The organism is Acinetobacter sp. FDAARGOS_559, from assembly GCF_003940475.1.
GTDB classification, from domain to species: domain Bacteria; phylum Pseudomonadota; class Gammaproteobacteria; order Pseudomonadales; family Moraxellaceae; genus Acinetobacter; species Acinetobacter baumannii.
In genome coordinates this window covers 3,901,116-3,916,486 of sequence record NZ_RKJG01000005.1, presented here as the reverse complement: position 1 = coordinate 3,916,486, position 15,371 = coordinate 3,901,116, and the positions used below count along the sequence as shown (strand labels likewise).

Genomic DNA, 15,371 nt, shown 5'->3' with positions numbered 1-15,371 from the left:
TTATTCCTCCTCCATCTACTTTGCACCAGCTACAAGAAGGAGTTTTTCAATTTCACGATATCCTCTTGTACGTGCATGTTGTAATGGTGTGATCCCATCTTTATCTGCCAAATTCGGATTGGCACCAGCTTTTAGCAAAAGCGCCACAATTTGCTGATAGTTGGATTTGCCATTACCTAAAATGATTGCTTCTAGTAAAGCTGTCCAACCTAAATTATTGACATGATTTACGTTTACACCTGCGGCAATTAAAGTACGGACAGTTTCTACATGGCCCCGTTCTGCTGCTGGAATAAGCGCGGTTCCCCCATAACGGTTAGTACTCTTTAAATCGGCACCATGCATGAGTGTCATTCGTAAAATTTTTAAATAACCTTGTGCGCCTGCATACAAATAAGGACTATCTTGTATATTATCTTTCGCATTTACATCTGCGCCGGCCTCAATCAACATATGAGCAGCATGTATATTGTTTGCTCTTGTTGCCACCATTAATGCTGTTGAACCTGTTTCATCACGTGCATCAATTAAGGTCTTTTGAGACAAAATATGTTTTATTAACTGAATATCGTCATTTGCAGCTGCCATGTGTAAAGGGTATTCATCTTTTGCATTTACCGCATTTGTAAAACCCAAAGCGCCCATCGCAATGATCAGATTGATCCATATGAGGGACTTGCGCATGAAACACTCCAAATAAAAATGAATTGCATAACAATTTGGCACTAGAATAAGCGCGCTTAAAAGTATTTGGAAATTAAATTATTTAATCGATTGTATTAAGATTATAAATACTTAAGCATCTTGTTCTCTGCGTAATTGATGGTATTCATTTATGTTTGACCCTCGTCTTCTTCGTGCATTTGTAACCATTTTCGAAAGTGGTAGTTTTACAGCCGCCGCTGATAAGTTGCATCTGACACAATCAACTATTAGTCAGCAGTTAGCACGCCTCGAAGAATCGGTTGGTCACTCCCTTATTGATCGCACAGCAAGACCATTACAATTAACAGCTTCAGGTGAATATTTAATTGGTTATGCTCAAAGAATTTTGACGCTTCAACAAGAGGCTGAGGCGGTCTTAAAAGATCCAGCTGGCAGCATTCCTATTCGAATTGGATTGCCAGAAGATATGATGAGTACTGCTATGGCAGAAGTTTTCGGTCTATTTGCTCAAGAACATCGTACTATTCGGTTAGATGTCACTTCAGGCTTAAGCCGTAACCTGACAGAGCGCTATCGTAATGGTGAGCTAGATATTGTTATTGTGAAAGAATCAGCAGCCAGCGCCGATTGTTATGCCTCTTTTCCTGAAGAAATGGCATGGTTTGAAAGTAAAAATGCGATTACGCCTTTGTCTGAACCAATTCGTTTAGTGACCTTTCCTCAAGGTGGACTTTACCGAGATGAAATGTTTGAAACATTAGAACGTGAACGGCGACGTTGGTATATTGCTTTTACAGGCAGTAGTTTAGAAAGTGTTCTAGTAAGTGTCGAAACAGGTTTGGGAATATCTTTACTGCCAGTAAGTACAACAAAAGGCCGTCGTGTACGTAGATATAAATCTTTAGGTGAAGCTTCACCTATGGTTGTTTCAATTTATACATGGGAAAAAGCTGGGTTGATTTCCCAGCTTGTCGATCACATGGCTACCGTTTTACATGATCGCTTCCAATCAGGCTCCTAGGTTTAACTGATGTCATTTAAGCTTTCAGCAATTAACTTTTCCGCCATTTCTTGAGTTTTCTTCAAGCCTGGCATTCTATATTCTGTATGGCCATAATCTTGTATAGATTTCCAGCGACCACCCCAAGTAAGCCCGACGGACTCAGCAACTTGCCCATATAGGCGGTAACCCTGCATAGCCCATGGGTCACGTTCAGAAATAACAACTTTACCGTTTCGCTTAAAGGCCACATCTGCCGCTAAACCAAATTGATGATAACTTTGATACCCTTTTGCTCTGGTTGTATTCGGATTGCCTGCCAACATATTTTGACGTGCTGGACTACGATAACCTTCAAGCAAAACAAGTTCATAACCATATTGTTCTTTCATAATTTTAAAGACCATAAGCAAACGCTGCTTATAGCGTGGGTTCATTTTATCCCACTTACGGTTGACTAAACTCGTATCTAAAATCGCACGGCCATCAAAACTTGTATTATCAATTGGTGAAGAATTTATAACACCACTTTCTTGAGAAGCATATTGCTGCTCTAACTGAGTTGCTTCAACAATTGCAGCTTCAATCAGGCTTTCATCTACTTCAGGTGGAGGCGATAATATTTCTCCATTTAATAATGCATAAATTTGCGGATCAGTTTTTTTAAGATACTCGGCTTCAATTCGTGTTGAACTGATTGGTCGAGTAAAAGCAAAAATTAAAATACTGGCAAATAAAAAAAATCCTGCAATTACAATCCACCACTGCTGTAAATGCCAATGTGATTGTAGTTTTTCAGGAGCCGCAGCCTGATTCATTGTTTGAGCAAATTGTCTAACTTGATTTAGCTGCCGACGCCCCTGAGGTAATAAAGATAGAACAAATGTTCTACCCTTATTTCTTAACTCATAAGACATCAAAAATGCTAACCCTATAGCAAGGCAAGCAAAACAAAAGAAAATTAGAAAAATCATCATGACTTAACTAATTCACAGCAAATGGACTTCGTGTAATCTTAATATCAACCGAAGCTTTAGGTGGTTCCACATCAGCCTCTTGTTCAACCGGAGCTTTATTTACCTCAGCGGGTTTGGCTTGAACCACTTTCGTCTGGGTAGCCGGTTTTTGCTGAACTACCTGTAGTTTTGGCTGTACAGGTTTAGCTACAGCCTGTTGCTTAGGTACAACCTGTTCACCTGTTAACTGTGCATCAAAAGGTGAAACACGTTGCGGGTTAGGTACTGCCTCTTTATGAGGAGCAGGCTTAAAAATGTTACTTAACTCATTCTCTTTAGGTTGCTCAAAACCATCATGGCTCATCGGATCAGTTTGCTCTTGCTGATCACTTACTGCTTGATCATGTGCAGAAGAATTAGTCATCAAGACTTGGTCAAGCTCCTGATCTTGATTCGATTTGCTCTCAACACTTGTAGGGTCGGATGAATACGGTTGAGACAAGAACAGGAACAGCGAGATACTTACAAAAACACCTGCAATAATACCAATGATGATATAGATTACGGGTGATCTCGACTTTTTTTTATTCGATTGCAAAACTCGAATAGAAGTTGGTTTTTCCTGAGCCATTTCTTTCCATCATCAAGGTAAGTAAATTGTAATATGTGCCTGCTCTTGTGGGGCAGAAATCACATTTTGATAATTAGATAATGCTTTATCATTTTGATTGTTAAGCATAAACCTTAAACCTGCAAAGGTAAGTAATGCAAAAATCAATAAGAAAATCAAAATCCAGAAAAAAGGTAACTCACGATGGATAATATTTCGTATCTGATCAGGAATTGCCGAGAATGGCGAGAAGGCCACTTTTTTCCCTTTCAGATAATCAATTTCATCGCCTACTCGTGCCACCAAATGGTTAAGGCTTTCAATTGACTCAATTCGGTATTTACCCTGAAAACCTAATAATAAGCAGTAATGGAAGACTTCAAGAGCAGCTAATCGCTCTTTTCCACGACTACGTAGTTGCTCTAAAATTTCGAAGAATTGATAACCCGCTAACTGAGAACCAAAGAGACTTAACTGTAATGGGCTAATTAACCAAGAATTTTGTAAATTAAAATAGCTTGGATCTTGCTGGGTTACGATCGTTTCATCAATTAGCGCACAAAACGCATATTTAGCATCATGAATATCATCAGCTGAAAATTGTAACTTTTTCGCTTGTTGCTCAAATCGATTAAGCAAATCTAGAATTTTTTCACGAAAGCGCTGTGGATCAGCTGGCACATACTGATTTCGAATTAAAAAGATTAAGTAAAAACCATCATGCAATAAATCAATCAGATTAATTGCCTGTAACTTTACTTGGGACTGGCTATTATTATTCCCCCCTGTCCCAATTTGCCCATCGTCAAATAAAGAAGGAGCACCTGTAGATTGTGACATTTTTCTCTCCTTTATCTTTAAGCGTTCATGACCGCAATCAGCTCAATACTGATATCTTGGAATCCAGCCGGAACATAAATACAAATCGTTTCTGAATCCAACATACGTTGATAGAGTTCATGATGCGGTTCGATTTCAAAATAGCTCACACCCGAACGTACTGGAATAGCAGTTGGAACTTGGATTAAGTGATGTAATGGAATTGCTGGTAATGCTGCAACAACACGTTGTTCAACATCTAAAGTACTACCGATTTTAAAACGTAGAGGAACGATTTGAATCAACTCGTGGGTCTGCATCGCGCTACTTGATACAGCAATATAAAGTCTGGTATCTCGAGTAATCTTATCGGTTTCGAGACTTCCCACCCAATATGAAGGGCGAATTTCTTTAAGGGCAATACTGATGTAACGACTCGAAATAATCGTATCGAGTAAATCACGTAAAATTGTGTCGAGCTGGGTGAAGCTCTCTTGCAAATTATGATGTTTATATGCAGGCAACTGATCAACTTCATAAGCTGTCGAGAAAGTTAATAATGAACCTGCCAAACGTAGCAATTCAAAGAATAAGCGTTCCGGATGAATTTGCGGATATTGCAAGAAATGGCTCAGACCAGCATGAGCAGTATTTAAAGCATTTACCAACCAAAACGAAACGATATCACCTGAACGGAATTCAATTAATTTCTGCTCATTTTCTCGGTTATTGGTTTGAATCGTTTTAATTTTTGCCTTAATAACATTCAAGGTTCTTTTTAAATTTGAAACCAAGGTCTCAGATGCATCGACATGCAAAATGGGCGGAATAAATTTGCGGTCAATTTCGAAAGCACCTGAACTCTGACGTTTAATTTTGCCTATTGGCAAATACAGGAAACCATCTAAATTATGATCAGGATTACTATGTGCATCTAATAATTTAAACACAGCTCGACGACGTAATAAGCTGATATCAGCCTCTGTCGCGTTTGTGAACAGATCATGGGTCTCAACCAAATGTGATTGATAGCGCCCCTTTTGTGATTGATTTTGATCGATTAAATTTTGTTTATTGGCTTGTAATAATGGTAATGCCAAATAGATGACCATTTCACCACGTAAATTAAGCTCATCAAGCAAAATAGGTTCAGGTAATAAGTCATAAGCAGGCGCTTGATATATTTCACCGTCTTGCCAAATCATTTCTACCGATTCAAGTGCAAGAATATGCGTACTTAACTGTGCTTCATCAAAACTAAGTTTTTGAACGCCATAGGAAAATGGCACAACAGCACGAACCGTATGATTTAAACGTTGTTCATGATAGGTATCTTGAATCTGGAAATGTTGAGGTCTTAAAAATAAACCTTCGCCCCACAGGACTTTTTCAGCTTTAAACATATCTCTTTACCAATCTTTATTCATATTCATTTTTAGGTTGAACACCTAACATTTCCTGAACCATTTGTAATGGATGCTCATCTTTAATCACTTGTGCTAACCATTCATGCAACGGCATTTGGCTCCATTTAATGGTCTTTTGGAGCATATAGCTCACAGGACTATGGGGCTCATTTGCTTGAAAATAATCAGCTATTTCTTGCAGCACTTTCATTGCTTGCTCGCGATTGGCCAAGTGAGTTTGTGCTTGTGGCTGAAACATAGGCTGGTCTGATACGATTTGTACAGGCACTTGATTTTCCATAGACGGTGTCGTGATGACAGCGGCCTGTTCTTGGCTCGGCGCAAGCCCAGTACCAAAAGCCTCTGCTTTGTAAATTTTACGTAAAGTGCTGTGTATTGTTTCAAATGCAGAATCAATTGCAGCAAAACTCGGTGAATCTAATCCCATTAAATGGTCGAGTGTCTGCTTTAAAACATTCCACTCCGTTAAAACCGAATTAAACTCTTGATAATTTGAGTATTGAAAGGTTTTAGAGGTATTAAAGATCGCTTGATCAAATTGTTCTAATTCAGATGGACCTGACTGACTCTCGTACTCTTCTGTTTGCTTACGGCGTATATTTTCGTGATATAGAAAATTATCGTAATCAAGCAAGTTATAATAAGGAGCTGTGTTAGTTAAAGGTACTTTCTTCAACAGCATTGGCAACTGATTAATAAGTCCTTGTAATAAACCAATACGCTGATCCAAATCATCATCTTCAATAATCGGATGAATATCCTGCCAATATTGGTTCAGCATGGTATGAGTTAAAGTGATTCCCTTTACCATGCCTTCAAAACCATTTAGATGAGTCCAGGCTTCTATTACCCAAGTTAATAGACGGATATCTTTGGTTTTTTCAATGAGCAAAGTGCTTACACTCTTCGCAACAAAGTCCCAATCTGCCTGCTTCCGTTCAGCAACCCAATCCCCCTGATCTAATAATAGATCATCCTGTGTTCTGGCTTTCTTTATCTCGTGAAATTCATTAGAAAATGAATAATCCTCACCACAAAGCAAGCTGTCATTAATGGGTTTAAGTAGTTCAGAAATATCAATACTCATCTAATTTTGGCTCTATTAAATTTTTAAACTTCTGATTTCAACTTTTTACTAGTCCGTTTTTTGGCAGGCTTCGCCACAGGATCTAGTAAATATTGGATCTCGTCATCTTTCGCATCAATCATGATCAATTTCGGCAATTTTTGATCTGCTAACGCCACTAAAATTTCAGTTGCCAAAGCAGGTAAAACTGTAGAATTTAAGATGTTATCAACATTACGGGCGCCACTATCCACTTCAGTACAACGGCTGAGTAGCAACTCGACCAAGTCATCTGAATATTGAACTTCCGTTCCATATTGTTTTTCAATTCGAGCAGTAATTTTGCCCAATTTATGTTTAATAATTCGAACCAATAAATCATCATGCAATGGGAAATATGGCACAACTCTCATACGCCCTAAAAAGGCTGGCTTAAACTGTTTATATAAACTCGGCTTTAAATGTTCGATTAAATCTTCTGCGGTAGGCCATTCTTCTACAGGCTGATTTAAACATGCCTGCATAATTGCACTCGAGCCCGTATTTGAAGTTAATAAGATTGTCGTGTTTTTAAAATCAATAACGCGCCCTTCACCATCCTCTAAAGTACCTTTATCAAATACTTGATAGAACAACTCCTGAACATCGCTATGTGCTTTTTCAATTTCGTCGAGTAACACAACACTATAAGGATTACGGCGTACAGCTTCAGTTAAAACCCCACCCTGACCATAGCCAACATAGCCTGGAGGTGCACCTTTAAGCGAAGAGACAGTATGTGCTTCTTGATACTCAGACATATTAATCGTGATTAAATGCTGTTCACCGCCATATAACTCATTAGCTAAGGCTAAAGCAGTTTCAGTTTTACCAACCCCACTAGGCCCGACTAAAAGGAACACCCCTTGAGGTTTATTTGGATCTTCTAATTTAGCTTTTGAAGTTTTAATCCCTTGAACTAATTGTGTAAGTGCATAATCTTGCCCCATTACACGCTCACCTAATTTATCTTCAAGCGTTAAAATCTGCTTAATTTCATCATTGACCATTTTCCCAACAGGAATACCTGTCCAATCAGAAATAATTTCATTGATGATCTGAGAGTTTACTCGCTCAAAAACTAACGGCTGTTGTCCCTGAATATCAGCAAGGTCTTTGCGTATTAAATTAATCTGATCGTAGGCTTCAGACTCATTAGAATGGCTCTGCGCTTCTAATTCCTGAATTTTACGAACTAGCTCTAATTCTTTTTGCCATTGTTCCTGAGTCTCTTGGATCTCACTTTGTAATGACTCTAGTTGGTTTTTCAGATTTTCTAATCTTTCATGATGTATTGGAATTTGACGGTGTTCATTTTCCAAAATTTGTTGCTCAAGCTTTAAGTTATGTTCTTGTGCTTTTAATTGATCAAGTTTGACTGGTTGTGCATTTTGGGTCAAAGCTACACGCGCTGCTGCAGTATCAAGAACACTTACTGCTTTGTCTGGGAGTTGACGACCACTAATATAGCGGTGAGAGGCATGTACAGCCGTTACAATTGCTTCATCATCAATTTGTAAATTAAAGTGATTTTGCATTACGGGAATCATTGCACGTAACATATCTACAGCAACTTCTTCGGTCGGTTCTTCAACCTTTACCACCTGAAAACGGCGGCTTAATGCAGCATCTTTCTCAAAATACTGTTTATATTCTGCCCATGTTGTTGCAGCAATAGTACGTAACTCGCCACGAGCAAGTGCAGGTTTTAAAAGATTGGCAGCATCGTTTTGCCCCGCTTGGCCACCTGCTCCAATAAGCGTATGCGCTTCATCAATAAATAAAATAATAGGATGAGCCGATGATTGGACTTCTTGAATAACTTGCTTTAAACGGTTTTCAAATTCACCTTTAACACTTGCCCCAGCTTGCAAAAGCCCCATATCTAAAACGTGCAAATGAACATTTTTTAATGCTTCAGGAACTAAACCTTGAGCAATTTTTAAAGCCAACCCTTCAACTACAGCTGTTTTACCTACACCTGGCTCACCAGTTAAAATTGGGTTGTTCTGACGTCTACGCATTAAAATATCGAGCATCAAACGAATTTCATATTCACGCCCAATAACAGGGTCAATCCCACCATTCTTCGCTTTTTCAGTTAAATTAATTGTATATTGATCTAAAGCAGGTGTTTTTTGAGTTTTTGCAGTTGGAGTCGCGGCTTGTTCTAATTCATCTGCTTGTGAAGATGTTTTTGATTCTTCTTGTTGTTCTACACTTTTTTCACAAATTTCAAGAAACTTATGTTTCATTGAGTCTATCGGGAAAAGATCAAATAAACTCGAAGCTCTCGTTGCAATTTGATAGAGGTCTGGTGCAGTTAATAATGCAACCAGTAAATGACCACTACGAATGACAGGATTTTGTTCTGCTGAAGCCAATAACCAAGCTTGTTCAAATAAACGAACAATTGATTTAGCAAAAATTGGAGTACGTGTATTACCTTTTGGTAATTGAGAAATTGTTTCTTTTAAATCATCTGCTAAAGCATCGGCTGAGATTTTATATTTTTTTAATAAAATTTTTAAATCGTTTTCTAAAGGCTGATTAAGTAACTCTAAAAATAAATGTTCAATTTCAATTTCGTAGTTTTGCTGAAGAACACAAGCATTAGCAGATTTTTCTAAAGCAGTGCGTGCAGCTGTAGAAAGTTTTGTAATTAAAATTTTTAAACTACTCATCATTACTCTCAATATTTTTAAATAATTTAATACTTAAAATCATAATGCCCGTATATTACCAAAATTTAGCTTTATCCGACAAATAACCCAGCATTACAATCATTAATATGATTTATTAGATTTCTTATATCTGAATAAAAAATCTAATACCATTTAAGATCATTTAATTAGTACACATATCTTTTTAACTTAACCATTTAAGAAAAAAGATATACCCTCTGCTACCCTTGATTAACCAAACTTTGTTTCGGTAATAATTTACAGCCACACGATAATGAATCATTTACTCTTGCTGCTGCTTTTCCCATCACTTGCATATTTGGGTCACCGGAAACAATCGTAGAAACCGTTTTATGCGCCGGACAAGTTGCTTTATCACCTACACATGCAATTGCGATTCCCTCAATTAAAAATGCACTATTACCAGAAATGACTTGCCCTCCACCTGTCGTTGGGCATCCAATCGTAATGTAAGGGCTAGCCATATTCTTCTCCTTATCCCTATAAAACGGTGAACTCAATTCGGCGGTTTTTCTTTCTACCTTCCGCAGAAGTATTGTCCGCTACAGGCTTAGATGAACCTAAACCTTCGGTAGATAAATGATCAGCAGGAATATTCTTACTAATTAAATAATTTTTAACTGCTAAAGCTCGATCTTGGCTGAGTTTTAAGTTTTTGGTCGCATCACCAGAACTATCGGTATGCCCCACAATTTTGACTTTTTTCCCGCCCACTTTATTTAAAGCAACAGCCATTTCATCAAGAATCTTTTGCCCAGCTTCAGTTAATACTGCACTACCAGATTCAAATTCAATAATTCGATTTTTTAAAGCATCATCAATAATCTTCTGCTCAGCCTGATTTACAGAAAGCTGGGAAAATAATTGATATGGAGGCTGTACCAAACTCTGAAAAGACTGAATGGTTGGCTGTATTTCTGTCGGATTTAGCATTTTCCCGGTCAGTTCAAATCGGGTTCCATTAACACTTAACTTACCCTGAGAAACTTTTTTAAGATCAGGTGTAATCACTCGTGTGACAGAGTCACTCCATCCATTTGGAGCAGCAACTGGTCGAACTTGTATTTTATCGACAACTTGATCTGCACCATAAACAGACTGCATTTTCATTAAAATAGCCTGTTTACTTGCTTCATTTGGCACTACACCTTCTACAACTATTGGCTGTGCTAAAGCATAATTCGCAATTGCATATATAAAACAGCCTTTTATAAATTGTGAAAGTTTAATTTGATATTTTTGATTCATTGTTATTCACCCAAAAAAGTCTGTCTAAATAGTTTTAAACCTTGATTTAAACTTAATTGGCGTTGACATAAAGATTGTTCTAGCGTTGCTAAACCAGCATTCTGTTCCAAATAAGTATCAATCCATTGAGCTTGTATTAAAGAAACCCAATGTTTGCTATCCATATTCTGAGTAAAAATATCGCTAAGAGCTAAAATATCAGCACCCTGAAAACCAAAGAATAATACTGGCTGCTCCCGATGTAACAATCCAATTAATACTTCGGTATTATGCTGTTTTAAAAAACGACAAATAATACTGACCCAGAATGCCGCTATTTCATAACAATAAGCAGGATTATTAATCGGTAGAATCAAGACTTTATTTAAACGGCTAGTCCCATTTTGTAAAATTGGTTGTAGTAGTAATCCTAAACCAATCATGCTTTGAGCTAACTCATAAATACTTAGCTTCATTAACTGAGCAAATGAATGCATGGTATGATTTTCATAAAAACCTACACATTCACGTTCAGATAAAACCTGAATTTGATTTGGTAAATGATTTAGCTTACCAAATAATAAATCAGAATCTTTAATCCCTCTTAATGCACGATTATTTTGAAATAAATCAACTAAGACATGCTTATAGCTATAAGGTGCATATAGTAAATTTTCATATGGTAAATCAATCTCAAGTAAATGACTGAGTACCATCGGAAAAGCTCGACCTGAACTGTCTTCGCTCGCCAACAAATTAGCAGCCAAGAACATGTTCTCTTGTGGATTTGCAATAAAGAAATCCAATGAAGGCAACTTGCTATATGCTTCTTTGAACATATTTGACTGCATTGCATATTCCAATGCTTCTGTTATCCACTGATCAAGTACCTGTATTAAGGCATATTGACCTTTTGTCTTTAAGAAGTCACCACGTGCAGGGCTTTTCCCGTAATACAGAGGAGTTGTTTTTAATGTATGCATCAATGCTCCTCCTTGAATGTAGAGGTTAGTTTCCATGTCATGGCTTAATTCCCGCAGCAGGTTGTGCTAGTGCAGAAACTGGATTTTCAGTTTTGGCAGGAGCAGCTGCCTGAGCTGGTGCTTGCTGTGCGGATACAACGCGAGCAGCCTTATCCGCAGTTACTTTGTCAACCAGTTGCATACCAGAGTAGCCACGGCTTGAACCGATACTTCCTGAATTACTACTAATAAGACGGAAGTTCATTTTCACAAAGAGTGATGGATCTGTCTTACTGCGCCAAAGCATTTCAAAACCACCGTTTTGCTCTTTACGCTGTGCACTATCGATTAAACGGTTAATCCCGTATTCGCCTGGTTCATCAAAAATGGTATGTGTTTGACCTTGTAAATCTACAGCCGTAATACGAGCACCCGGAATACTGCCTTGATTTGGCCAAATAAAGTTAACCCATTGCTGCACCCCATTTTCATAAGTCATACGCTGACCATCAATATCAACGGTATATGAAAGTAACTGCGGGTTTTGAATTGGGTAGAACTGGAAGTTAGACTGATTGGTTGCCGGAGCAGCTGGTGCTTGGCTATTTAACTCACCTGTTGCCATTCCATTTGTAGGTGCAACATAGCGTTGGAAGTTCATAACAAATTGTGGGTTTAAACTAATCCCCAAATCTTTCCATGTTTTGGAGGTTAAGGTATAACCGCGGCGGATAACAAACGGGTCTAAACTCTCTTTAACAAAACGGGAAATACTGCCGTTCTCACCAAGAATTTGTCCAATTTCACTACTTGTTGCTTGTAAAGAAGCTGATGAGTTAAATGGATATTTCTTAGCAAGATTTGCAGTAAATGGTTGATAGGCTTGCATTACCCATAGCTTATTAATTTCATCTTGAGTAGGTGTAATTAAACTTTCAAAGGCTTGGGTAAGTGGACTCACCACTAATTTTTGTAGAAGTTGCTGATCAATTTCACTGAAACCAACCGCCATCTTTTCATCTACAATTTTTTGAGTCTGGTTAAATACCGATGTCTGCTCATTTAAAGTTTGCTTAACCAATGTCATCGCATTCGGTCCGATCTCACCCGCATTCTTAAGTTCATTAAACTTACTACGTACTAAGGCAAGATTCGTCATATATTCATCAAGCAAAGATTTACCTTGCTGATCATCACGTTTACGAACCAATTGATAGAACATTTGATATTCTTGAGAAATAGGCCCTTGAGCATTCGTTACAGCCTGATTTGCTAATTGTTTATCATCATGGTTTAAAACCTTACGTTTAAACCATGCAATAAATCCTTTTTGAGGCGCTGCTAACTCTGCTTGAACAACCGGATTATCCCAGTTTGTTTCAATGGCTACGCGTTCAATAAGCATGCGAATTGGTGAATTTTGTGGTTCGCCCAATACATCAATATTTTTAACTTGCTGAGCAAACTGAGTTGCTTTTGCATAGTGAATGCCACTTAAGAATTTTCTCCACTCTGCAATATATTCTTGTTTATACAATGCAGTAAGCTGCTTTCTGATTTGCTCTGGACTACCAGAGAAAGTTAAATCATCAGATTGACGGCTATTAAGCACCCAGTCTTTAGTATCCGTAGGTTTGTCTGCTGCTTCCTCAATTGCTTTTTCTACATACTCGTTCCAAGCTTTTTGAGTAAATACCCCTGGTAATGCATAACTACCCAATACAATATTTTTATTTGCGTCACCTACAATCTGGCTTACAGTTAAAGCTGGAAAGCGCACAGCAGCACGCATTTTAATTTCATTATAAACACGGTCACGTGCTGGCATACCTCTAATAACAGAGAGCAATACTTGACGTGTCTGATCCACGAGTTGAGAGTCAGCATCCAAGATCGGGAATTGTTTATCATTTGCCAATGTCATTGCATAAGATAAGATCTGCTCAGCTTCTTGGATCATATCTGCACGTGGCATCTGCCCTTTATTGGCATCAAGCCAAGAACGCCAGAAACGCGTTACCTGATCACTTAAGTGACTTGCATCCATATACTGTGGATTGCTCATCATTAAATATGCTTTTAAAGCATTATAAGCATCTTGAGGGTTGGTATCCGAAGGCTCTAAATATTGCTGAGTTTGAGCAGTTTGCTTGATCTCAACATTGGTATGATTTGCTTTTAAAGTTGCTTCGTTATTTTTTACACGTTGCAAATACTGAGCAATATTTTGCTGTGTAGGTATCAAAACAATTTGCTTAACACCTTTTAAATATTCAGCTTTTAATTTTTCACGTAGCTCATTACCTTGATATAAACCAAAACTAAATTTTAGTGGTCTATTTTCATCAAATTCGTCTAACTGTTGTAGACGTCTTTGCAAGATAAGTAAGGCCTCTAATTGAGTCGACAATTGTTGACCTGAACTCTTTTCCAATTGAACAACTTTATTTAAATCAGCTTGAACTTCAGCAATAAGTTGTTGATTGTTACGATATGACCAAACCCACACACCTAGAATAATGGATACGCCAGCTAAAGCACCAATAAATGCAATATAACGCTGACGCTTTTTGCTTGTATTGACATGCTGTTTAACCAGATCTTTATCTTTTAAAATGACATCTGAAAACAAGCCTTTTAAGAAATAACCATGGTTAGGCGTTGTTTTTAGTTGATCTTTTACTTCACTTTGAGCAATTTGGGAAAGCTGGAATTCCTGTGCAATTTGCTCAGTCATTGGACTTTCTATTACGCCTTCTTGCAAAGCACTTGTGAAATAAAACCCGCGGAAAACTGGTTGGAACTGGTAAGGGTTATCTTCAAACAGTGTCGCAATAAAACTTTTTAATGCTGGTTTTAATGTCTTAAATTCTAATGGGAAAGTCATCACACTAGGTGAGATATTTTGAGAATGTCGACGGCTAAGATGAGTTGAACTGACCCCTTTTAAACCGTCATAAAGAATATTGTAGTGTTTCTCAAAAAGATCTACGGCATTATGAGAAGAGCTTTGCTCATATGGTAGTGTTGCGCCCCACGCCTGATTATATTCTTGCGCTTCATAGAATTCGAAAAATTCGGTAAAACCCGCGATCAAATCCATTTTTGAAAAGACTAGATATACGGGTACAACTACTTCTAAACGTTCGGTTAAATCCTGAATACGAGCGCGTAAATTTTTCGCAAGTTTTAATGAGTGTTCAGGACTCTGACTAACAAGCTCAGCAATACTAACAATAAGAATTAAACCATTTACTGGTGCCTTCGAACGGTTCTTCTTTAAGATATTTAAAAAGCCTAACCATTCAGAGTGATCTTCACTATAGACCGAATAACGTCCAGCGGTGTCGAGTAAAATACCCTCAGTCGAAAAAAACCAGTCACAATTACGCGTACCGCTTAAACCAGCCGAAACCATTTTTTGATGGGTTTCTTCAAAAGGAAACTTTAAACCAGAATTATAGATCGCAGAACTTTTACCAGCAGCCGGGTTACCAATGACCATATACCATGGCAACTCATATAGTGCTGCGTTCCCCTTTTTATCGCCTAACTTTGACTTACGAATCAATTGAATAGATTCTTTCATTTGTTGGCTAATAAGTTGTAGCTCTTCTTTATCTTTATTTTTGCCGTACTCTGCTTGGGTATCCTTTTCAATCGCTTGCGCAAGTTCTTCACCTTGGACAGCATGCTTTTTACGCTGAATTAGCCAATAAATTCCATAAGCGATGAGCCCTAAAGCATATGCAGATGCTAAAGCCCAAAATATATGGCGAGGAATTGAAGTATAGGAAGACATCAATGCCACGAACAATGACAAGGCGATAATTGCTTTAGGATTCGTGATGTACTGCCACAAGTAGCCTAAAATTGTATGCATTCTATTCTCGT

General features: G+C 37.9%; 12 protein-coding genes. 1 reads left to right on the top strand and 11 read right to left on the bottom strand.

Going from position 1 to position 15,371, the window contains the following annotated elements; all coding sequences use genetic code 11:
- Positions 1-15: 15 nt before the first annotated feature.
- The gene (locus EGS71_RS20440; protein WP_001232203.1) at positions 16-684 is read right to left on the bottom strand and encodes an ankyrin repeat domain-containing protein; all 669 of its coding nucleotides are present in this window, start codon (positions 682-684) and stop codon (positions 16-18) included.
- A 151-nt stretch (positions 685-835) separates the two neighbouring features.
- Here EGS71_RS20440 and EGS71_RS20435 point away from each other — a divergent pair, with 151 nt between their 5' ends.
- The gene (locus EGS71_RS20435; protein ID WP_000460188.1) at positions 836-1,687 is read left to right on the top strand and encodes a LysR family transcriptional regulator; all 852 of its coding nucleotides are present in this window, start codon (positions 836-838) and stop codon (positions 1,685-1,687) included.
- Between the two features lie 2 nt (positions 1,688-1,689).
- Here the strand turns inward: EGS71_RS20435 and EGS71_RS20430 are convergent, their stop codons facing one another.
- The 10 genes from EGS71_RS20430 to tssM form a co-directional block, all read right to left on the bottom strand.
- Positions 1,690-2,643: a M15 family metallopeptidase gene (locus EGS71_RS20430; RefSeq protein ID WP_000972583.1), complete on the bottom strand. Its 954-nt coding sequence runs from the start codon at positions 2,641-2,643 to the stop codon at positions 1,690-1,692.
- A gap of 7 nt (positions 2,644-2,650) precedes the next feature.
- Positions 2,651-3,253: a hypothetical protein gene (locus tag EGS71_RS20425; protein WP_000046452.1), complete on the bottom strand. Its 603-nt coding sequence runs from the start codon at positions 3,251-3,253 to the stop codon at positions 2,651-2,653.
- A gap of 12 nt (positions 3,254-3,265) precedes the next feature.
- Positions 3,266-4,072 carry a type IVB secretion system protein IcmH/DotU gene (gene icmH / locus EGS71_RS20420; protein ID WP_000083629.1) on the bottom strand — a complete coding sequence of 269 codons (807 nt, stop codon included), beginning with the start codon at positions 4,070-4,072 and terminating at the stop codon, positions 3,266-3,268.
- Between the two features lie 17 nt (positions 4,073-4,089).
- Positions 4,090-5,454 (bottom strand): type VI secretion system baseplate subunit TssK, encoded by a 1,365-nt coding sequence (gene tssK / locus EGS71_RS20415; RefSeq protein WP_000471444.1) that lies wholly within the window; start codon positions 5,452-5,454, stop codon positions 4,090-4,092.
- A gap of 16 nt (positions 5,455-5,470) precedes the next feature.
- Positions 5,471-6,565 carry a type VI secretion system protein TssA gene (gene tssA, locus EGS71_RS20410; protein WP_000020713.1) on the bottom strand — a complete coding sequence of 365 codons (1,095 nt, stop codon included), beginning with the start codon at positions 6,563-6,565 and terminating at the stop codon, positions 5,471-5,473.
- A gap of 23 nt (positions 6,566-6,588) precedes the next feature.
- Positions 6,589-9,270, bottom strand: coding sequence for a type VI secretion system ATPase TssH (tssH, locus tag EGS71_RS20405; RefSeq protein WP_002009235.1), 2,682 nt, complete (start codon positions 9,268-9,270; stop codon positions 6,589-6,591).
- Positions 9,271-9,488: 218 nt separating this feature from the next.
- Positions 9,489-9,752, bottom strand: a complete 264-nt coding sequence (locus EGS71_RS20400; protein WP_000168112.1) for a PAAR domain-containing protein — start codon at positions 9,750-9,752, stop codon at positions 9,489-9,491.
- Between the two features lie 16 nt (positions 9,753-9,768).
- Positions 9,769-10,536, bottom strand: coding sequence for an OmpA family protein (locus tag EGS71_RS20395; protein ID WP_001072404.1), 768 nt, complete (start codon positions 10,534-10,536; stop codon positions 9,769-9,771).
- Positions 10,537-10,538: 2 nt separating this feature from the next.
- Positions 10,539-11,498: a type VI secretion system-associated protein TagF gene (tagF, locus tag EGS71_RS20390; RefSeq protein WP_000557241.1), complete on the bottom strand. Its 960-nt coding sequence runs from the start codon at positions 11,496-11,498 to the stop codon at positions 10,539-10,541.
- Positions 11,499-11,535: 37 nt separating this feature from the next.
- Positions 11,536-15,360 carry a type VI secretion system membrane subunit TssM gene (gene tssM, locus EGS71_RS20385; RefSeq protein WP_000556924.1) on the bottom strand — a complete coding sequence of 1,275 codons (3,825 nt, stop codon included), beginning with the start codon at positions 15,358-15,360 and terminating at the stop codon, positions 11,536-11,538.
- Between the last annotated feature and the right edge of the window lie 11 nt (positions 15,361-15,371).

Excerpts from the sequence above, each read along its gene's own strand:
- EGS71_RS20440 (WP_001232203.1), bottom strand. The coding sequence starts at position 684 with ATGCGCAAGTCCCTCATATGGATCAATCTGATCATTGCGATGGGCGCT.
- EGS71_RS20435 (WP_000460188.1), top strand. The coding sequence starts at position 836 with ATGTTTGACCCTCGTCTTCTTCGTGCATTTGTAACCATTTTCGAAAGT.
- EGS71_RS20430 (WP_000972583.1), bottom strand. The coding sequence starts at position 2,643 with ATGATGATTTTTCTAATTTTCTTTTGTTTTGCTTGCCTTGCTATAGGG.
- EGS71_RS20425 (WP_000046452.1), bottom strand. The coding sequence starts at position 3,253 with ATGGCTCAGGAAAAACCAACTTCTATTCGAGTTTTGCAATCGAATAAA.
- icmH (WP_000083629.1), bottom strand. The coding sequence starts at position 4,072 with ATGTCACAATCTACAGGTGCTCCTTCTTTATTTGACGATGGGCAAATT.
- tssK (WP_000471444.1), bottom strand. The coding sequence starts at position 5,454 with ATGTTTAAAGCTGAAAAAGTCCTGTGGGGCGAAGGTTTATTTTTAAGA.
- tssA (WP_000020713.1), bottom strand. The coding sequence starts at position 6,565 with ATGAGTATTGATATTTCTGAACTACTTAAACCCATTAATGACAGCTTG.
- tssH (WP_002009235.1), bottom strand. The coding sequence starts at position 9,270 with ATGATGAGTAGTTTAAAAATTTTAATTACAAAACTTTCTACAGCTGCA.
- EGS71_RS20400 (WP_000168112.1), bottom strand. The coding sequence starts at position 9,752 with ATGGCTAGCCCTTACATTACGATTGGATGCCCAACGACAGGTGGAGGG.
- EGS71_RS20395 (WP_001072404.1), bottom strand. The coding sequence starts at position 10,536 with ATGAATCAAAAATATCAAATTAAACTTTCACAATTTATAAAAGGCTGT.
- tagF (WP_000557241.1), bottom strand. The coding sequence starts at position 11,498 with ATGCATACATTAAAAACAACTCCTCTGTATTACGGGAAAAGCCCTGCA.
- tssM (WP_000556924.1), bottom strand. The coding sequence starts at position 15,360 with ATGCATACAATTTTAGGCTACTTGTGGCAGTACATCACGAATCCTAAA.